The organism is Flavilitoribacter nigricans DSM 23189 = NBRC 102662, from assembly GCF_002646595.1.
GTDB classification, from domain to species: domain Bacteria; phylum Bacteroidota; class Bacteroidia; order Chitinophagales; family Saprospiraceae; genus Flavilitoribacter; species Flavilitoribacter nigricans.
In genome coordinates this window covers 1-20,120 of record NZ_PDUD01000066.1, presented here as the reverse complement: position 1 = coordinate 20,120, position 20,120 = coordinate 1, and the positions used below count along the sequence as shown (strand labels likewise).

General features: G+C 50.6%; 13 protein-coding genes. 10 read left to right on the top strand and 3 right to left on the bottom strand.

Annotation, left to right across the window (positions count from 1 at the left end; genetic code table 11):
* Nucleotides 1-158: 158 nt before the first annotated feature.
* Nucleotides 159-2,603: an endopeptidase La gene (gene lon / locus CRP01_RS39320; protein ID WP_099155594.1), complete on the top strand. Its 2,445-nt coding sequence runs from the start codon at nt 159-161 to the stop codon at nt 2,601-2,603.
* 463 nt (nt 2,604-3,066) lie between these two features.
* Complete coding sequence (locus tag CRP01_RS39315; protein ID WP_233752836.1) at nt 3,067-3,717, top strand: carboxypeptidase-like regulatory domain-containing protein; 651 nt, start codon at nt 3,067-3,069, stop codon at nt 3,715-3,717.
* A gap of 72 nt (nt 3,718-3,789) precedes the next feature.
* Here the strand turns inward: CRP01_RS39315 and CRP01_RS39310 are convergent, their stop codons facing one another.
* The gene (locus CRP01_RS39310) at nt 3,790-5,463 is read right to left on the bottom strand and encodes an N-acyl-D-amino-acid deacylase family protein (protein WP_099155592.1); all 1,674 of its coding nucleotides are present in this window, start codon (nt 5,461-5,463) and stop codon (nt 3,790-3,792) included.
* A gap of 84 nt (nt 5,464-5,547) precedes the next feature.
* On the opposite strand from CRP01_RS39310, the gene CRP01_RS39305 reads away from it, so the two are divergent.
* Nucleotides 5,548-7,125 carry an N-acyl-D-amino-acid deacylase family protein gene (locus tag CRP01_RS39305; protein ID WP_099155591.1) on the top strand — a complete coding sequence of 526 codons (1,578 nt, stop codon included), beginning with the start codon at nt 5,548-5,550 and terminating at the stop codon, nt 7,123-7,125.
* Nucleotides 7,122-7,994: an aminoglycoside phosphotransferase family protein gene (locus CRP01_RS39300; protein ID WP_099155590.1), complete on the top strand. Its 873-nt coding sequence runs from the start codon at nt 7,122-7,124 to the stop codon at nt 7,992-7,994. The genes CRP01_RS39305 and CRP01_RS39300 overlap by 4 nt, the downstream gene beginning before the upstream one ends.
* 63 nt (nt 7,995-8,057) lie before the next feature.
* Here CRP01_RS39300 and CRP01_RS39295 read toward each other — a convergent pair whose 3' ends face one another.
* On the bottom strand, nt 8,058-8,744 hold the full coding sequence (locus tag CRP01_RS39295) for a DNA alkylation repair protein (RefSeq protein WP_099155589.1): 687 nt from the start codon (nt 8,742-8,744) through the stop codon (nt 8,058-8,060).
* A 107-nt stretch (nt 8,745-8,851) separates the two neighbouring features.
* Here CRP01_RS39295 and CRP01_RS39290 point away from each other — a divergent pair, with 107 nt between their 5' ends.
* The 5 genes from CRP01_RS39290 (at nt 8,852) to CRP01_RS43265 (ending at nt 16,463) form a co-directional block, all read left to right on the top strand.
* Complete coding sequence (locus tag CRP01_RS39290; RefSeq protein WP_170110738.1) at nt 8,852-11,380, top strand: hypothetical protein; 2,529 nt, start codon at nt 8,852-8,854, stop codon at nt 11,378-11,380.
* 223 nt (nt 11,381-11,603) lie between these two features.
* Nucleotides 11,604-13,103, top strand: coding sequence for a phytoene desaturase family protein (locus CRP01_RS39285; RefSeq protein ID WP_099155587.1), 1,500 nt, complete (start codon nt 11,604-11,606; stop codon nt 13,101-13,103).
* A 41-nt stretch (nt 13,104-13,144) separates the two neighbouring features.
* Nucleotides 13,145-13,981 (top strand): phytoene/squalene synthase family protein, encoded by an 837-nt coding sequence (locus CRP01_RS39280; RefSeq protein ID WP_099155586.1) that lies wholly within the window; start codon nt 13,145-13,147, stop codon nt 13,979-13,981.
* Nucleotides 13,982-13,984: 3 nt separating this feature from the next.
* Nucleotides 13,985-15,124, top strand: a complete 1,140-nt coding sequence (locus CRP01_RS39275; protein ID WP_099155585.1) for a lycopene cyclase family protein — start codon at nt 13,985-13,987, stop codon at nt 15,122-15,124.
* Between the two features lie 139 nt (nt 15,125-15,263).
* Nucleotides 15,264-16,463, top strand: a complete 1,200-nt coding sequence (locus CRP01_RS43265) for a sigma-54 interaction domain-containing protein (RefSeq protein ID WP_222845932.1) — start codon at nt 15,264-15,266, stop codon at nt 16,461-16,463.
* 18 nt (nt 16,464-16,481) lie between these two features.
* On the opposite strand, the gene CRP01_RS39265 is transcribed toward CRP01_RS43265, so the two are convergent.
* Nucleotides 16,482-16,859: a response regulator gene (locus CRP01_RS39265; RefSeq protein ID WP_099155584.1), complete on the bottom strand. Its 378-nt coding sequence runs from the start codon at nt 16,857-16,859 to the stop codon at nt 16,482-16,484.
* Nucleotides 16,860-17,042: 183 nt separating this feature from the next.
* On the opposite strand from CRP01_RS39265, the gene CRP01_RS39260 reads away from it, so the two are divergent.
* Nucleotides 17,043-19,469: a PAS domain S-box protein gene (locus tag CRP01_RS39260; RefSeq protein WP_170110737.1), complete on the top strand. Its 2,427-nt coding sequence runs from the start codon at nt 17,043-17,045 to the stop codon at nt 19,467-19,469.
* Nucleotides 19,470-20,120: the final 651 nt, after the last annotated feature.

Genomic DNA, 20,120 nt, shown 5'->3' with positions numbered 1-20,120 from the left:
ACGCTCGGCGGAATATAATGACCATGTTCCTCGTATGGACAGGATCTGAAGAACGCCGGCGATTGGTGAATCATTGAACCACGACTTACGACTGAGGACCGCTTTCCTGACAGCAAATGGAAGGTTTTTTAGAGTAGGCGCTGAAAGAAGAATGAAATATGTTTGACGAGATTCTAAACCATCATAGCTTCGAAGAGGATGCGGACTTTCTTCCACTGATCTCCATGGAAGAGGAAGATGATGCACAGAGCAATGAACAGTTCCCGGAAAATCTACCGGTACTGGCCTTAAAAAATACAGTGCTTTTTCCAGGCATTGTCATTCCCATCACAGTTGGCAGAGACAAATCGATCAAGGCAATCAACGAAGCCTACGAGAACGGTAAGGTGGTAGCGGTGCTTTCGCAGAAAGACAGTGAAGTAGAAGATCCCGCCGCCAAGGATCTGTACAATATCGGTACGGTAGCGCGCATTCTGAAGTTGCTGCGTATGCCGGATGGTACGACCACGGCCATTTTACAGGGCCGCCGTCGTTTCGAGTTGGTGGAAATGCTGCAGGAATCCCCCTTTATGCGGGGCACTATCCAATTACTGGATTACACTTCACCCGAAAATAAGCTGGAGTTTGAAGCGCTGATCGCCTCCATTCTGGATCTGGCGCGTCAGATCATTGAGTTGTCGCCCAATATTCCGTCCGAAGCGATGGTGATGCTGAAGAACATCAGTAATCCCAGCTTCCTGATGAACTTTATTTCTTCCAATCTGGGTTCCAAGATCAGCGTGAAGCAAAAGATCCTGGAGATTAACGATCTGCGGGAAAAAGCCGATACGATCCTCCGTCAATTGCACAATGAGTTGCAGTTGCTGGAGTTAAAGGATAAGATCGAGAATAAGGTTCGGGTGGATATCGAAAAGCAGCAGCGCGATTATTTCCTGAACCAGCAGCTCAAAACGATCCAGGAAGAACTGGGCCAAAACCCGCAGGAAGAAGAGCTTCAGAAAATGGTGATCCGGGCCAGAAAGAAAAAATGGCCGGAAGTGATCGGAGAGGCATTCAAAAAGGAAATGAGCAAACTGCGGCGCATGAACCCGCAGGCTGCTGACTATTCCGTGCAACTGAATTACCTGGAGCTCTTGCTGGACTTGCCCTGGCAATCCTACTCCAAGGACAATTTTAACCTGAAGCGGGTACGCGAAATACTGGACAAGGATCACTTTGGTCTGGATAAGGTGAAGCAACGCATTCTGGAACACCTGGCGGTATTGAAGCTGAAAGGCGACATGAAGGCGCCGATCATCTGTTTGGTAGGCCCTCCGGGTGTGGGTAAAACCTCATTGGGACGCTCGATCGCCAAAGCACTGAAGCGGAATTTTGTGCGGATGTCTCTGGGAGGATTGCACGACGAATCCGAGATCCGCGGCCACCGCAAGACCTATATCGGCGCTATGCCGGGGCGGATCCTGCAATCTTTGAAGCGCGCAGGTACCTCCAATCCCGTATTCATTCTGGATGAGATCGATAAAGTAGGAAAAGACTTTCGGGGCGACCCGTCTTCCGCATTGCTGGAAGTACTCGACCCGGAACAGAACGGGACTTTCTCCGATAATTACCTGGAACTGGAATACGACCTGTCCAAGGTCCTGTTTATCGCCACGGCGAATTCGCTGAGCACCATTCAGCCGGCTCTGCTGGACCGCATGGAGATCATCGAGATCAGCGGCTATTCCATGGAAGAAAAAGTGGAGATCGCCAAACGCCACCTGATCCCGGAGCAACGTAAAGAGCACGGGCTGGAAGCCAAACACGTCCGGATCAAACCCGATGTGCTGGCGGCTATTATTCAGTCCTACACCCGGGAATCCGGCGTACGGTCACTCAACCGGCAGATCGCCGGGGTAATGCGCCACGTGGCCAAAAATGTGGCCATGGAAGAAAAATACAGTCCGACGATCCGCAAGAGCGACCTCAAGGATATCCTCGGGCCCTCCAAATTTGATCGCGATATTTATCAGGAAGTAGCCGTTCCCGGCGTAGCCATTGGCTTAGCCTGGACGCCGGTAGGGGGCGATATCTTATTTATAGAATCCAGTCTGAGCCCGGGTAAGGGCAAACTTACCCTGACGGGAAATCTGGGGGATGTAATGAAAGAATCCGCCACTACAGCTCTGAGCTTTCTGAAAGCCAAAGCCAAGCAGTTCGGTTTGAAGCCGGAAGTATTCGACGAATACGACGTGCACCTGCACGTGCCGGAAGGAGCTATTCCCAAGGATGGTCCTTCGGCCGGTATCACGATGCTCACGACCCTGACCTCGGCATTTTCCGGTCGGCCGGTAAAACCCTATCTGGCCATGACCGGGGAGATCACCCTGCGCGGCAAGGTATTACCGGTAGGTGGCATCAAGGAAAAGATCCTGGCCGCCAAGCGGGCCGGTATCCGCGAGATCATTCTGTGTAAGGACAACCAAAAACACGTAGAGCAGGTAGATCAGGAATACCTGGGAGACCTTCAATTCCACTACGTAGATCGAATGGATGAAGTGCTGGACGTAGCGCTTTCCGGGGAGGTTGCTCCTTCGTTTAAGGGCACCGTGGCGGTTAACTAGCCGAATCGGGCAGACCGGAGCGGGCATCTGTTCCGGTCTGCAGTAGCTTTCGTAGTAGCAGCGGACGGGTAAAGGATTGATAATGAATGTGAAATAGACGGTCGGCCGGCCATTCTAAACCTGACCGGACCGGCGATCCAAAGTATATCCGGACCGCAAACTTCTGATTCATAGCGGACTAAAATCCGGTAAATTCCACCCAAATTCGTTAACAAAAGCTAAAAAAGTCTACTTTTATATGACCGCAACAAACCTAAGCGCGGGTTTCTGCGTCCTATAATTAGCAGTATCTGAAAAGCTTGGTTACGACTGCTGACAATTCAAGTTGCGTGACTTGGATTGTAGAGCGCAGGGCGAACAGGTTGAAGCATATAAAAGCTATATGGTTTCGCTTCTTCCGGCTACCTTTCCGCTCTACCGGGTGTACGTCAACCTGAATCAAATAAATCTATCGCAAATTGTTATGAAGAAGAGCGGATACATATTACTCATTTTAATTCTGGGACTGTTTACGAATACCGTACTGGCTCAGGATGAGAATGATGAAGAGTTGGTGCAATTTTCCGGTATGGTCCTGGATGGTAGTACGCAGGAATTATTTCCGGTACCCTACACCAATATCCTGGTGAAGAATAAAGGCCGCGGTACCTATTCCGATTTTCAGGGCTTCTTCTCTATTGTAGTAGAAAAGGGCGATACGATCGTTTTTTCCGCAGTCGGATATAAGAACGTGGAATTTGAGATCCCGACCGATCTGGATGACAACCGTTATTCTCTGGTACAATTGATGACCCAGGATGCCATTAACCTGCCGGAGACAGTTGTCTTTCCCTGGCCCAGCCGGGAACATTTCAAGCTGGAATTTCTGGCGATGGACGTGACGCCGGAACTTCAGGAAAGAGCGGCCCGCAACCTGGCCAACGAAACCCTGGCCCGCATGCGGAACGAAGTGGCAAAAGACGGCCGGGAGAACGCCAATTACTATATGCGCCAGCAGGCCCGTGATTACTACCACATCGGTCAGCAGCCACCAATGAATATCTTTAATCCCGTCGCTTGGAAGAAGTTTTTCGATTCCTGGAAGCGCGGAGATTTCAAAAATAAAAAGGAATAATACTCAGATTGTCCTACAGGGATAATTCAAGCGGGGAGTTTGGTTTTGATCACCAGACTCCCCGCTTGAATTTTACTCCTGATATCCGGGGCCACGGACGACTTTTCCGGGGGTAGCTCCCGTGTGTTCTCCATCTTTCAGTACCTGTTCACCGTTGACAAAAACGTGCTGTACGCCGGTGGCATACTGGTGCGGTTCTTCGAAGGTGGCGTGATCCTGAATAGTAGCCGGGTCGAAAATAACGATATCGGCGTAATAGCCCGGAGCGAGTTTCCCTCTGTTCTGGATGTTCAATTTATTGGCCGCCAGCAGGGTCAGTTTGTGAATGGCCTCTTCCAGGGGAATAACCTGTTCATCCCGCACGTATTTGCCCAGGAGGCGGGCAAAATTCCCGTAGGTTCTCGGGTGAGTACTCGATTTCAGGAATACTCCTTCCGCCGCCGGCGCACCGGCATCAGAACCGAAAGTAATATAGGGTAACTGGATCTGCTTCTTGATATTTTCTTCGGACATCAGAAAATAGACCGTTCCCACGCGACTGCCATCTTGGATAACCAGGTCCATAGCGGTATCTTCGGGATCCGTCCCCCGTATTTCGGCCACTTCGGCCAGTGTTTTCCCCGTATATTTTTTCAGACTATCCGCTTTGAACCCTACGAGCAATAATCCATCCGCAGACCCTGCCGCTGCGTAGAGGTTTTCCCAGTCCATAGCGTCGGTTTTCATTTCGGCTTTCACCCGGCTCCGGATCTCGGGGTCCTGGAGTCGTTCGGCCCACTCCTTGTAGCCGCCTTCCTGTACCCAGGGCGGCATAGAGGCATCGAGGCCCGTTGCACCGGCAACGTAGTTATACATGTCGGCGGCAATATCGATACCGGCTTTTTGGGCGCTATCCAGTTTGGCGATCACCCGATCCATTTTGGGCCAGTTCTGCTGGCCGCCGGCTTTCAGGTGGTAGATCTCCGCCCGGATACCAGCCTGATCCGCTATTTCGATCACTTCATCTACGGCCTGGAGTATCTTGTTTCCCTCACTGCGCATGTGGGTGATGTAGGTGCCGCCATATTCCGCGGCAACCTTACACAATGCTATGATCTCATCGGTCTTGGCGTAAAAAGCCGGAGCGTAGATGAGGGAGGAGCCAATGCCCAGGGCTCCTTCCTCCATGGCCGTGCGGGTGAGGGTGCGCATGTTGTCCAGTTCCTCCGGAGTAGGTTCGCGGTCGACGGAGCCGATCTCGTGAATGCGCAGCGTGGTTGCGCCCACGAAGGAAGCAATATTGGGGGAAACGCCTTTATTTTCCAAAAATTCCAGGTATTCCCCGAGGGTGGTCCAGTTGATGTCGAATTTGATATCTCCCTGACTGGCCTTTTCATCCGTTTTCATCTGATCGTTCAGTGGTCCCATGGACCAGCCTTCGCCCATCACTTCCAGGGTAACCCCCTGTTTAATATCGCTCATACCGCGTCCGTCTTCGATCAGACTTTCCGTAGCCCAACTCAGCATGTTGATAAAACCGGGGCTGACGGCCATTCCGCCGGCATCCACTTCCTGAGTACCACTGGCTGCTTCCAGCGGGCCGACCGCCACAATGGTATCGCCGTTGATGGCGATCGATCCTTCCACGGGTGCGGATCCGGTACCGTCGTAGATCAGGGCATTGGTGATCAGCAGATCGTAAGTGGTAGGTGTCGACTGACAGGCCAAAATAAATAAGAGCGAAAAAAGAGGTAGGTAACTTTTCACGTAGTGAGGGTTTTGATGGTGTATGAATTTCTCCTAAATTTAGCAATTCTTCAGTTTGGAATAGCTCATCTACTCATTGTTCTTATGATAAGACTACTTACATTTCTCCTTGGAATTTGTTTTCTCGCCTCCTGTGGGGTTTCCGCGGATCTGTTGATCGTAAACGGCAGCGTTATGGACGGTAGCGGCAGTCCGGCTCAGGAATTGGATGTGGCCGTTCGCAAAGATCGTATCCTGCGGGTTGGCCCCGAGATCAAAATGCGCGCCAAACGGGTGATCGATGCCGAAGGCAAGATCGTCAGTCCCGGTTTTGTCGATATTCATGCGCATATTGAACCGCTGACCACGATGCCGGAAGCAGAGAGCCACGTCCGGCAGGGCGTAACCACGGCCCTGGGCGGTCCGGACGGCGGCGGCCCCCTACCGTTGGGTAAATACCTCGACGATCTGGAGGAACAGGGAGTGGGCATGAATGTAGCTTATCTGGTCGGGCACAATTCCGTGCGTAATCAGATCATGGGGCTGGTCAATAAAGCGCCGACCGAAGGGGAACTCAAGGCTATGGAAGCCCTCGTGGCCAAATCCATGCAGGAGGGCGCTTTCGGTATTTCAACCGGACTCAAATACCTGCCGGGGACCTACGCCAAGCTGGATGAGATCATTGCGCTGTCCCGGATAGCAGCCCGGGAAGGAGGGATCTATACTTCACATCTCCGGGAGGAAGGCCTGGGGCTCATCGAGGCGGTGAGTGAAGCGATTACTATTTCGGAAAAAGCCGAGATCCCCGTAGTGCTTACCCACCACAAAGCTATGGGGCAACCCATGTGGGGAAAAAGCCGGGAAACCCTGGCAATGGTGGATGCCGCCCGCTCCTCGGGACTGGACATCATGATGGACCAATATCCCTATACGGCCAGCCATACGGGCATCAGCGTGCTCATTCCCGCCTGGGCACTGGAGGGGCACCAGATCACGGAGTTTACCAAACGTTGCGAAGATCCCGTGCTGCGCGATAGTATCAAGGCCGGCATTATGGACAACCTGGTCAACGACCGGGGAGGTGGAGATCTGCGCCGCGTGCAATTCTCCCGCTTCAACTGGAAACCGGAACTGGAAGGCAAAACCCTCTACGACTGGGCAGTGGCGGAAGGCCGGGAACCGAATATCGAAACGGGAGCCGAACTGGTGATCGAGGCGCAATTACACCGGGGCGCGAACTGCATCTTTCACGCCATGGACGAACAGGATGTGCGGCGCATTATGCAGCACCCCTTCAGCATGGTAGCGTCGGACGGGCGGTTGAGTACGCCCGGAAAAGGGCATCCGCATCCCCGGGCGTACGGTACTTTTCCCCGGGTGTTGGGATATTATTCGCGCGAAGAGGGTGTACTGCCGTTGGAAGAAGCCGTACGAAAAATGACGAGCCTGCCCGCCCAAAGGATAGGTTTACCCGAGCGTGGAATGATCCGGGAAGGTAACTATGCCGATATTACGATTTTTGATCCTGCCACCGTTAAGGATGAGGCCACTTTTGAAGACCCCCACCAGTATCCGACCGGCATCGAGTACGTGATCATCAACGGAAAACTCGCCGTGGATAATGGAGTCTTTCAGCATAAGTTACCCGGAGAGGTGCTGCGAAAGAAGCACAGTAAAAAATGATCCCACCGGCGGAAATAGCGATCAGTGAGCAATTGGTAAAACAACTTGTAGCGGAACAGTTTCCCGAGTTTGCACATTTGAAAGTTCGCTTTCTGGATACCGGCTGGGACAATGAAAGTTATAAAATTGGTGACCGTTTTATTGCCCGGATCCCCCGGAGGCAGCTAGCCGTCGAATTGCTGCACAACGAGATCCGCTGGCTGCCGCAACTGGAAACGCAACTGCCCATCCGTATCCCCGCGCCGCTTGGCATCGGGCAGCCTACCGATTATTATCCCTGGCCCTGGACGATCGTGCCCTGGTTCGCAGGGCGGGCAGCGGACGAAGCGACCGTGCAGAATGCTGCGGCCCTGCCACTGGCGACCTTTTTGCGGGCACTCCACCGTCCGGCTCCGGCCGATATTCCGACCAATGACTACCGGGGAGTCCCCCTGGAAATACGTGCCGCCGATGTTTTTCGGCGACTGGATCTACTGGCCAATAGAAAAGACCTGATCACGGATCAGATCAGGCAACTCTGGCAAAACGCATTGGAGGAGCCATTCCCGGCCGGGGCTCAGCTGCTGCACGGTGATCTGCACCCGCGCAATATCATTGTACACAATGGCCTCGTTGGAGCTATTATCGATTGGGGGGACCTGACCGGTGGCGATGTCGCAACTGATCTGGCTGTATTCTGGATGCTTTTCCGGGATAAACCTACCCGGGAGAAGGCATTAACGGCCTACGGTGCCGACCAAAGTTTAAAGAACCGGGCCATTGGCTGGGCTATTTTTTTCGGAACTATTTTTCTGGAATCCGGAGCCGGAGGCGATAAACGACATGCGGATATCGGAGCTTCCATCCTGCAGAATATTGCCACCGAATAGGTATCTTTCGGACCGGGACGATCTTCCCCGGTGCCGTGCTTATCCCTTCATGTTCTGGAACAGTCACTTTTCCTGCTTACGGATCCATTTCATGCCTTCCCGCACGGTCAGTGGCGGAAGTTGGTGGCTTGCTATAAATTGAGTAACTTCATTTGGCGCAACCTTGGAATATTCCCGCAAAGCCCATCCGGCTCCTTTCTGGAGGAAAAATTCTTTCGAATCCGCAACTTCCAGGATGTAGGAAAAAAGCAATTCGGCGTCGGTTTCCCGTTTGTAGAAGCGCTGGCAGATGATAGCGGACCGCTGTAACCAGATATTTTCCGAATCCATCCAGCGGCGGGTAACGGGCCGAAGGAGCTCCGGGAAACGTTTAAAATGTATACCGGCAAGCTTGGCGATCCAGTCGACGGTATCCCACCAGGAACGGGTAATGATCAGCTCTTCGAGGAAGTTGATGAATTCGGCGGATTGTTTTTTTAGCTGCCGCTGGGTCAGCTCGATCCCGAAGTAATGCAGCTCGCGGTGATCATCTTCCAGGCAAAGCCGGACAACCGGGATCAGATCTTCCGGGGGCGGGAAACCCTTGGTTTTGAAATAGTCTTTGGCAATGGCGGTCCAGGCCGGCATTTTCAGTCCGAAAAACTCGAACTGATCGCGCAGGTAACGAGCCTGGCCTTCGGCGATCTCGGGACGGCCCGCCGCCTGGAAAGCATTATGAATATCCTTATAATAAGCTTGAGAAGTTGACATCAGGCAATTTACAGATAATAGGGATGAAGTGAAACCGATAAGGTGATCTTTGCTTCTTGTTAATGAATAAGATATATCACTACGCGAATACCTCTAATTGGAACAGTATGAAAAAACGCTCTTTTTTCCTGATCTTCTTTTGCTCTTTGACATTTTCGTCCTTACTCCACGCCCAGGAGCTGGATCCTGATTTTCGACCGGAATTTTCCCGGGTTGCGGGTGTTGTCAATGAGGTCCTGTTGCAAGGTGATAACAAGATCCTGCTGAGCGGTAGTTTTGACTACATCGGAAATCGTCCTGCCAACCGGAGACTTTCTCGTTTACTGCCAGATGGCCAGGAGGATCCATCCTTTACTCTGGACCCTAAGATTGCCTTATCATCGGCCTTTCGGGCCAAGATCGTACAGCCGGATGATAAGATCCTGATCGGAGGGAGTTTTCACGATCCGGATCGCGAGTTCATCGGCAATCTGCTTCGATTACTTCCGGATGGTAGTCTGGATACGACCTTTAATTTCTCCGGAGACCGGACATGGGAAGTGCAGGATATCGATATCCTGCCGGATCAAAAAATTTTATTGCTTACGACCATTCAAGTACCCGGCCAGGACGACTTACGGGCCGATCGGGTAAATGTACTGAATCCGGACGGTAGTTTATTCTCAGATTTTCCGGAAATACAGGATGAATGGGAATCCTTCGGTGATCGAACCATGTATGGGATTTCCGCCTATGCGGATAGCAGCTTTGTGTTGTACGGACAAATGCTGGAGTTAGGAGAACAGACCGCTAACCTGTTTCGCCTGGATGTGCAGGGGGCAGTGGATATGGATTTTCACCCGCCCGAAAGTATGAGGACCGGAGCGCGCATAAGCGCAGTTGAAAAGACCCCAGCGGGTCTGATCGGTGTAGTGCAGCTAAATAGTACGGTGAGTATGCTTACCGGTAGCGGGGAGCTCCTAAGATCCGTTAAATTAAATGAAGGGCCACAGGGACTTACCGCAGCAGGGGACAGCATGTTCCTGTTTTATACTAAAGATCTATACCAGATCAATCCGGACACGGCCTTTTCCTACTCCATCGGAGCTTCTAGCTGGAGAGCTGTCTGGGATCTTGCAATAAGGCCGGATGGCGCCTTGCTGGTAGCTGGAAATTTCATCAACTTCGATGAGGTTTTCGCCTCGGGTTTATTTCGCACCGAACCGATTGAAAATGGTAAGGACCTGCAAATTGACCTCGGCTTCAATGCTGCGATAAATAGGCCGGGCATAATTTATGATGTGCAGTTACTGAACGACGGTAAGTTATTAGTGGGAGGCTTTTTCCAGGTCGTAAACGGCCGCCGGGCAGTTAACGTTGTGCGGCTTTTGCCGGATGGATCGCTGGATACCACTTTCAACCTGGAACTCTCCAAATATTACACTCCGATCTATGAGATCGATACCTTGTCGAATGGCAATTATGTATTCGGGAGCCAATATACTTTTACGGAAGAGAACGACAAGTACCTAAGTGGGGTAAACATAACCGATCAGGATGGGAATATTCTGAAAAATTTCTCCCCCTATCCCTACGGTTTTAATGGCACGGGCACCATCTCATTTTTGGAGGTGGATAGCGAGGACCATATTTACGCCGGAGAAAGTGGCCAGTTTGACCAGATAGTGCCCGAAGACGGGCGGCAACTGGTCAAATACGATACAGCCGGAAACCTACTGATCGATTTTGCCGATCAGCATTTGGATTTGCTTACCGACCGGGGAGTATACCGGGAGATCATCCTCCAACCGGATGACCGGCTGCTGTTATTTGGGAATAAAATGATCTACGACGGGTTTGGGCCCACCAGCCTGGTCCGGGCCGAAAAGAACGGCACCCTGGATAACAGTTTCAAATTCGAAGTGCGGGAGAAATTCTCCAACCACCAGGCGATTTTACTCCATGACGGTTCAATGCTGATCGAAGGGAGCCCGCCGGCTTCAGTGCCCTATAGTGCCAATGCCACCTACTTGTATAAGATAGATCAAAACGGTAAGCAGGATTTCAGGTTTAACTACGGCAGCTCCGTGTGCCCGATCTTTTACACCGTGGATAACACCTTTGTCGGGGAGATAGCACCTGGCCGGGTATTGGTCGTTGGCAGTTGCAACAAGATCTATTCCGATATAGAAGAACCTTTTCAGATCATTATTGACGAATACGGCCGGTACCTGGATGATTTTGCTCCCGGTTTGGGAGTGGTTGACATCGACATCATGGCGGTGGGCGAGAACCGTAATTTCTACCTGGGAGGTCAGTTCAATGTCGACGGCCGTATCATGTCCCTCGTGCGGGTGCAGGGACTGCCGCCCACCAATACCCGGGATCCGCGAACTTACGATTCGATCGGGGTGAGTGTCTTTCCGAATCCGCTGGCCGGCGGGGAAGCATTATTCTTAAAAGTAGATGCGGCTCAGTTCGGCGGCAGCCTTACCTACGAGATCATGGAAGGTGGTACCGGTCGGGTGCTGTTGCGCGGCCGTCGGAACGAACCGGCCGGCCGGCCAATTGACGTGTCAGATCTGTCCGCTGGATTTTACGTGATACGGGTCCGATCCGAAGGGAGAACCGGTATCGTAAAATGGATTAAACAGTGATCTGCACAGCCGGACATTCGAAGGTGCGGAGCGTAGATCGGCAAAAAAACTTCTTCACCGGTCTAACTAATTGCGTTGCAATATTTTGCCTTTTTTAGTCTAAAGTTTAGCTAACTTGTTTTTAAACAAAAACGTAAATCTCCTGTTGAACACGAGTATTTTTTCAACAGCTCATTTTTCAGGCGATAATTAAACCGCCGGTTGCAAAATAAAAAAGGGATCCTTGGGAAAAAAAGTGATTGTTATCGGATCGGGTTTTGCCGGCTTAGCCGCAGCCACCACCCTGGCTGACCAGGGATACGAGGTACGCATTTTGGAAAAAAATGAAGTGCCCGGCGGTCGTGCCCGTCAGTTCGAGGCCGAAGGCTTTACCTTTGATATGGGCCCGAGCTGGTACTGGATGCCGGATGTATTCGACACTTATTTCCAACGATTCGGTAAGCAGGTATCCGATTACTACGACCTGGTCCGACTGGATCCTTCCTATCAGATCTACTTCGGACCGGAGGATATCATGGAGGTACCCGCGCAGCTGAATGACCTGAAGGCGCTTTTTGAGCGCTACGAACCCGGCAGCGGGAAGCACCTGGATAAATTTCTGGAAGAAGCAGCCTACAAATACCGGGTAGGCATGCAGGAATTTGTGCAAAAGCCCGGGCATAGTATCCTGGAGTTTGCCGATATGCGGGTGCTGAAAAGCGTATTTCGCCTACAGATGTTCCAGTCCATGTCTTCCCATGTGCGGAGCCTGTTCCGTCACGAACAGTTGCGGCAGATGCTGGAGTTCCCGGTACTGTTCCTGGGAGCCACTCCCGAGAATACCCCGGCGATGTACAGCCTGATGAACTATGCCGATCTGGTGCTGGGTACCTGGTATCCGATGGGCGGAATGCATAAGATCGTGGAAGGTATGGTTGCGCTGGCCCGGGAAAAAGGTGTTCAATTGCGCACCGGTGAGGCGGTACAGCGGATCGATGTCGTCAATGGAGTTGCCCGGAAAGTGATCACCGACCGGGATCAATATACGGCAGACATAGTGGTAGGAGCCGCAGATTATCATCATGTAGAACAGCAACTGTTGGATCCCGAATGGCGGCAATACACGGAAAGTTACTGGGATAAGCGAACGATGGCGCCTTCCTCCCTGCTGTATTACGTTGGTGTGAATAAGCGACTGCGGGGACTGCACCACCATAATCTGTTCTTTGACGAAGATTTTTCGCGCCACGCCGTCGAGATCTACGATCAGCCACAGTGGCCCAGCAAGCCACTGTTCTACGTATGCGCACCGTCGGTCACGGACCCCTCCGTTGCGCCGGAAGGACACGAGAATCTATTCATTCTGATCCCGACCGCTCCCGATCTGCAAGACACGGATTCGGAGCGGGAGAAATACTACGACATCGTTATGGACCGGCTCGAAAAATTGACCGGACAGGACGTGCGCGGCAGTGTGGTCTATAAACGATCCTACGCGCACCGGGATTTCAAAGCGGATTACCACGCCTACAAGGGCAATGCCTACGGTCTGGCGAATACCCTGAGGCAAACGGCTTTCCTCAAACCCAAGCTGCGCAGTAAAAAAGTGAAAAACCTGTTTTACGCCGGGCAACTGACCACGCCGGGGCCGGGAGTACCGCCTTCTCTGATATCGGGGCAGGTAGTAGCGGCGGAAATAGCCAAGAACCATAAGTTGAATAAACCACTAACATCGGCAGTTTGATGACCTTCCGATCGAAGATCTGATGCCACAATTAACTTTTTATGCTAAGCCTGTATAACCAAGTTTGTAGAGAATGTAGCCGGTTGATCACCACCCGGTATAGCACTTCCTTTTCCTTGGGGATCCGCGTGTTTCACAAGCGTTTTCGTTCTCCGATCTATGCAGTCTACGGTTTTGTCCGGTTTGCTGATGAAATAGTGGACACCTTCCACGATTACCCCAAAGCCGTACTGCTGCAACGGTTTCGCGAGGATACTTACAAAGCCATTGAGGAGCGGATCAGCCTGAACCCCGTACTGCACGCCTTCCAGGAAACGGTCCACAAATACCAGATCGAACGCGAACTGATCGACGCTTTTCTGGATAGTATGGAAATGGACCTGTTCTTTGACCGCTATGAGGACAGCCTGTATAAAAAATACATCTACGGTTCGGCGGAAGTTGTGGGGCTGATGTGCCTGCGGGTTTTCTGCGAGGGAGACGATGCGGCCTACCAGCACCTGAAGGCCTCCGCCTGTAGCCTGGGTTCCGCCTTTCAGAAGATCAATTTTCTGCGTGATATGAAGAGTGATTACGACGACCGGGGAAGGGTTTATTTCCCGGGAGTGGATTTCGTGAATTTCACACAGGAGGATAAAACGACGATCGAAGCCGATATCAAAAAAGATTTTGACGATGCATTTATCGGTATCCGGCAGTTGCCCAAGGGATGCCGTCTGGGGGTTTATCTGGCTTATGTTTATTACACCAATCTGTTCGATAAGATCAAAAGTGCTCCCGTTCGCCGGGTAACCCAGGAACGGATCAGGGTGCCCGACCGCAAAAAAGTATATTTGCTTTTCAGCTCAGCGGTAAAGAACCAGCTGGGGATGCTATAATCCATGGAGCAAACGTATGACTATATCGTTACGGGGGGAGGAGCTGCCGGCCGGAGTCTCATCTGCCGCCTGCTCGCCAATCCGGAGCTTAGGGAGAAAAAGATCTTACTGATCGACCGGAGTCCCAAACGGGAAAATGACCGGACCTGGTGTTTTTGGGAAAAGGAAGCCGGTTTTTTCGAAGGCATCGTCTTCCATTCCTGGGATCACATTTGGGTCCACACCCACCAGTTCAGCCGCCTGCTGGACATTGCTCCCTATACCTACAAACTGATCCGGGGGATCGATTTTTACCAGTACACGGATGACCTGATCGACCGTGCCGGTAATGTAGAGCGGTATTACGGAGAAGTTCATAGCCTGAATTCTACAGATAAGGGTGTGGAAGTGCAGGTCGGTGACCGGACCTTCAGCGCATCCTGGTGCTTCAATAGTATTTTCTTCGGAAAGATCGACAAGACCAAGGTCAATTATCTGGACCAGCATTTCCGGGGCTGGTTTATCAAGACCGATACCGCCGCATTCGATCCCGGGCAGGCAACCTTGATGGATTTCCGTATCCCACAGCATCAGGAGACCCGATTCCTGTATGTATTGCCATCTTCACCCTACGAAGCATTGGTGGAGATCGCTATTTTTTCCAATAATCATCTCGAAGCGGAAGCTTACGATGCCATCCTTCACGATTATGTAGACCGGTATTTACCGGGAGTCAGCGATTTTTCCATTGAACAGGTTGAAATGGGAAACATACCGATGACGGATTTTTCCTTCCCCACGCACGAAGGACGGGTCATCCATCTGGGAATGGCCGGTGGGGATACGCGAGCTTCTTCGGGCTACACGTTTTTTAACATCCAACGGCGGGTAGAAAATATCGCGGATTGCCTGGCGGCCGGCCGGTCACCGATACTCCCTACTTCCTGGCCGGAGCGGCGCGCTTCTTTCTACGATAAGCTTATGTTGCGGGTACTGGAACAGAAGTATTATCCGGGGAGCGATCTTTTTGAAAAATTATTCGCTAAAAATGATCCAGAGCGCGTCCTCGCTTTTTTAAATGCCGAAACAAGTGTATTTTTGGAGGCCCAATTGGTAAGTTCTCTACCTAAATCTCCTTTCCTAAGAGCCTTGATCGAAATTTAAGGTAGGTACAATAATTAGATGACCTACTCAGAATAAGACGTTTTAATTACCTTACTATTATCTAAAAGCCAAAAAGTAGCTAGTTCTGTTTTCTCTGCGATCATCGCCAGAGAAAATGCAACATGTTCAAAACATTAATATGGAAAAAAGTATGTCGGTATACCAATTTCCATCTCTGGCCCGGTTCGCATTGCACAATGCAGTGGAAATGATCGTTTGGGCCCAGGCTGACGGTACCATTATATACGCCAACGCCACCTGTTGGGAAAGGCTCGGTTATAAGGAAGAGGAATTATTGGACCAACCCTTAAACGGCATTTTAGCCCATTCGGATCAGGAGTCCTGGTCCGAGCGATGGACCAGGGTCAAGTCAGACGGGCAGCGAGAACTGCAATATTCCGTCAAAACGGCCGACGACCAGCTCGTCCCCGTAAAGGCCAGAGAGTTTTTCTTAACTTTAGATGGAAATGATGCGGTCTGTCTGTTTTGGCAGTCCACCGCCAAGACCGATGCCGGAGCCGGCAAAGCCGGACAGCCGAACCAGGAAAGGTTTAACCTGGAAGAGATCAATCTGCAACAGAACTCTTCGGGCATCATCAGTAAGAACCGGAAGTATCGGAAAGTGCTCAAACAGGTTGAGCAGGTTGCCGATACTCACGCTACCGTGCTGATCGAAGGAGAGACCGGAACCGGAAAAGAACTTTTGGCCAATGCCATACATAACCTCAGTGGCCGGCGCAAATCCCCGTTCGTAAAAGTGAACTGCGCGGCTATTCCCGAGCATTTGGCCGGCAGTGAATTATTCGGACACGAAAAGGGCGCATTCACCGGTGCCTTCCAACGCAAGATCGGACGTTTCGAAATGGCCGATGGCGGCACCCTGCTACTGGATGAGGTGGGAGAACTACCGATCCATCTACAACCGAAACTGCTGCGGGTACTACAGGAAGGAGAGTTTGAACGGCTGGGTGGAAACAAGACGATCAAGATCAATGTACGATTGATCGCAGCCACCAACCGGGATCTGAAAAAGATGATCAGTGAGGGCGATTTCCGGGAGGACCTTTATTTCCGACTGAGTGTGTTCCCTATTTACAACCTGCCGCTGCGGGAGCGAAAAGACGATATTCCTCTGTTGGCTAAATTTTTCATTGAAAAGTTCAACCAGAAAATGGGGAGAAAGGTAAAGCAGATATCCGGAGAGGATATGAAAGTACTGATGAACTATAATTTTCCGGGAAACATTCGGGAGCTGGAGAACATAATTGAACGGGCCATCATTCTGAGTAAGGGCGATGAGCTGAATTTAAGGCCTTTCCTGATGCAACAGCAACAGTGATATACCGTACGGAGTGGATTAGGCCCGGATCAGTTGATCCACTTTGTGCTCCAACTCTTCGATTAGAAATGGTTTGGAAAGGTAATCATCCGCACCAACTTCCTCCGCTACTGTTTTAGCATCGATCACGGCTGAGATTAGAATGATGAATCGATTACGGGTATCTTCATTTTTTCTCAACAACTGGGCGATCTCGTCCCCGTCGATATCCGGCAACCAGATATCGAGAACGAAAAGGTCCGGAATTTCCAGCGGATGCTGATCAATGTAATTGAGCACTTCTTTGCCGTTTGAAAAACCAATAACATGGTAGCTTTGATTCAACTGCAGCGTATTGGTCATTACATTTAAAATGTCCGGATCGTCATCAACAATAAGAATATGTTTTTTTTCCATTGAAATCCAGTTAGCGAGAGATTGTTGACTCCACTAAGTTACATAACATCACGGAGAACTTCAATAGTAGTAACGGCTTCTCCGGGTGTGTAGTTTTTTCAGAAAGAAAATCTTTCTAATCTAAAAGCAAATGTAAGCCCAAAAGTTTAAACAATGAGCGAGTTAAATGCAAATAGTTCTTGGATGGAATCTCCGGAGGACGGCAATATCATGCTGGAACTGATCCGGAACAAGGATTGGTCGCAAACTTCGCTCGGAGAACCGGAGCATTGGCCCCGGAGTCTGAAGGTGGGGCTGGACATTATTTTGCATTCCGGTTACCCGATGTTCATCTGGTGGGGACCCGATCTGATCATGTTTCACAACGATGCCTATCTGCCCGTATTGGGTCAAAAACACCCGGATGCACTGGGGCAAAGTGCCCGTGAGGTATGGGCGGAGGTCTGGGGGCAGATCGGCGGGGTGGTTGAGAATGTATTTCGGGGTGAAGAATTTCACGCCCGGGATCTGCTGATGTATCTGGGACGAAAAGGATTTATGGAGGAGACGTACTGGACATTTTCGTACAGTCCGTTTCGGGATGATAATGGAGCGATCGGCGGATTGTTTTGCGCCTGTAATGAAGAATCAGCCAAGATCCAGCAACAGAGAAGGCTGAGCTGCATCAAGGATATCTCCTCACTTAGTGCCCGGTATCGCGAATTGCCCGCGCTCGGTGAAGCTACGATAAAAGTACTGGAGAAAAATGCCCGGGATATTCAGTTCTCTGCTTTATATCTACGTCGGGATGATGGTTTGAAATTTGACCTGGTGGCTGGCAGTAAAATTATGGGTAGTGCCGAGACCTTTCCGGCGGAGCTTCAACCACTGGTCGGAGAGGGAGACGAAGACTGCATGATCGACCATTTACAAAAGTCCAGGCAGATCGTGATCGCGGATGATCTGGAACAGGTCCTGGAAGAGGTACGACATGAGGATGGTAAACCCATCAACTCCGTGGCGATGGTCCCTTTGCTGAAACCGGGGCAACAGGAAGTCACCGGACTATTGCTCTGCGGCTTATCGCCCTATCTGGAAATGGATGATGAATACAAAAATTACCTGACGCTCACCGCCGCCCAGATCTCTACGGCAATTGCCGATGTACGATCCTTTGAAAAGGAGCGAAAAAAGGAGATCGCTCTCGCGCGGAGTGAAAAGCGATTTCGGGAAATGGCGGATAATGTCCCGCTAATCATCTGGGTAACGGATAAAACGGGGCGATGTACCTATATAAATAAGCAGTGGGGCATCTATTCCGGTCAGTCAGAATCCATGTGGAAAGATTTCGGCTGGCTGGAAGCAGTGCACCCGGAAGACCTGGAAGAGGTAAAGACCAACTTCCAGTACGCTACCGAAACGCGTACCCCTTACACCCAGAACTACCGCCTGAAAGATAGAGCCGGTAATTTCTACTGGCACGTAGATTCCGGTCTGCCCAATTTCGATGAGAATTACCAATTCGTCGGTTTCATCGGTGCCGTGTTTAATATACACGAACAAAAGGTGGCCGAAGAGCAACTGAAAGAGAAGGAAGAGAAACTGCGACTGGCTGCCGCTGCCACCAACCTGGGCACCTGGGACTATTATCCCCTGGATGGCATCCTGCAGTGGTCGGATATCTGTAAAGAGATATTTGGCATTCCGGTGCGGGAGGATATGACGTACGAAAAGTTTCTGGATGCGCTGCACGAGGAAGACCGGGAAAGAACAGACCTTAAAGTAAGGGCCGCGCTCCAGGGTACGGAGCACTACGATATAGAATACCGCGTGGTCCGGAGGACGGACGGCAAGGAAAGATGGATCAGAGCAACGGGGCAGAGTTACCTCAACGATAAAAACGAAGCTTACCGCTTTATCGGAACAGCTCAGGATATCACGGATCGCAAATTGGCCGAAGAACAGAAGGACGACTTCCTGCGGATTGCCGGCCACGAACTGCGTACGCCGCTTACCAGCATCGCCGGATATCTGGGATTACTGCAGCGTATGATCGGCGAGCAGGAAAAGACGCGGCCGTTTCTGGATAAGTGTTTGCAAAGCACACTTAAGATGCGTAGCCTCATTACCGATTTTCTGGATATTTCCAAAGTGGAAAGGGGAGAGCTCTCCTTTAAAATGGAGACGGCTAATTTTTCCGCTATAGTGAAAGATACTATTGACAATATGGACCTGGCTGCTACCCGGCATGTGTTGGACCTGCACCTCGAACCGGACCTATATATATATGGAGATGAGGAACGCCTGGAACAGGTAGTGGTCAACTTGCTGAGCAACGCTCAGAAGTATTCCCCCAAAGGGCAGACGATAAAAGTACAATTGAGCGGCAGTAAGGGACGGATCTTCTTCAGAATTCAGGATCAGGGGATCGGTATGCAGCAGAAAGAAGTAGAAAAGATATTCAATAAGTTCTATCGGGCGGCCAGCGGGAGCAAGGTAAAAGGAATGGGACTGGGGCTTTACATCGTCAAAAAGATCATTGACTACCATAATGGAGAGATCAGAGTGCAGACGGTACCGGGAAAAGGCACTCAATTCACGGTAGAATTCCCGGAAATAGAGCCTTCCTGAAAAAAACGTCCGGGCCGGGAACTTTTTTCAAAAAAAATGAAAATAAGTGGGCGTGTTTTTAAGTGATTAGAAATCAAATGAGTAGATGCCGATCGAAGTGCTTGATCTCTCCTAAATACACCCGAAAAGCGCGGTTTTCTATAGTTTTTTTGAAGAAGGTATTGTGGGAATAGAATTATTGTTATACATTTGCATCCGCTTTCGAAGGAAGGCGAACAGAAATTGAAAGATACGGCGAGAGAGACAACGAAGAGATGACAAAATGGTTTCAAATTTTTTCTAAAAAAATCCTGAAAAATTTTGTCAGAATAAAAAGCGGTTGTATCTTTGCATTCCCTTTGCGAGAGAGCGGGGAAACAAACGAGAAAGTTTAATACTTTAAGATAAGAATCTGAGTTTGTAACAAGAGTGTTGCGTGCTCGTAATAGATTCGAAAAGTTCTTTGACACTGCAGGTAGCGAGGTAAGAGATTTGAAGAGAAGAATTAGCACATATAAGACACAGCTAAGCGGATATTTTCGTTGAGAGACGTAAATTGAAGCCAGGACTTATCCGATGTAAAAATATTTGGATCTACTATTAGTAGGTTCGTAAGAACTTTACTATGGAGAGTTTGATCCTGGCTCAGGATGAACGCTAGCGGGAGGCCTA

Bases quoted from the DNA above. Each gene is read 5' to 3' on its own strand.
- CRP01_RS39290 (WP_170110738.1), top strand. From the start codon at position 8,852: ATGAAAAAACGCTCTTTTTTCCTGATCTTCTTTTGCTCTTTGACATTT.
- CRP01_RS39295 (WP_099155589.1), bottom strand. From the start codon at position 8,744: ATGTCAACTTCTCAAGCTTATTATAAGGATATTCATAATGCTTTCCAG.
- CRP01_RS43265 (WP_222845932.1), top strand. From the start codon at position 15,264: ATGGAAAAAAGTATGTCGGTATACCAATTTCCATCTCTGGCCCGGTTC.
- CRP01_RS39305 (WP_099155591.1), top strand. From the start codon at position 5,548: ATGATAAGACTACTTACATTTCTCCTTGGAATTTGTTTTCTCGCCTCC.
- CRP01_RS39275 (WP_099155585.1), top strand. From the start codon at position 13,985: ATGGAGCAAACGTATGACTATATCGTTACGGGGGGAGGAGCTGCCGGC.
- CRP01_RS39315 (WP_233752836.1), top strand. From the start codon at position 3,067: ATGAAGAAGAGCGGATACATATTACTCATTTTAATTCTGGGACTGTTT.
- CRP01_RS39280 (WP_099155586.1), top strand. From the start codon at position 13,145: ATGCTAAGCCTGTATAACCAAGTTTGTAGAGAATGTAGCCGGTTGATC.
- CRP01_RS39260 (WP_170110737.1), top strand. From the start codon at position 17,043: ATGGAATCTCCGGAGGACGGCAATATCATGCTGGAACTGATCCGGAAC.
- lon (WP_099155594.1), top strand. From the start codon at position 159: ATGTTTGACGAGATTCTAAACCATCATAGCTTCGAAGAGGATGCGGAC.
- CRP01_RS39300 (WP_099155590.1), top strand. From the start codon at position 7,122: ATGATCCCACCGGCGGAAATAGCGATCAGTGAGCAATTGGTAAAACAA.
- CRP01_RS39265 (WP_099155584.1), bottom strand. From the start codon at position 16,859: ATGGAAAAAAAACATATTCTTATTGTTGATGACGATCCGGACATTTTA.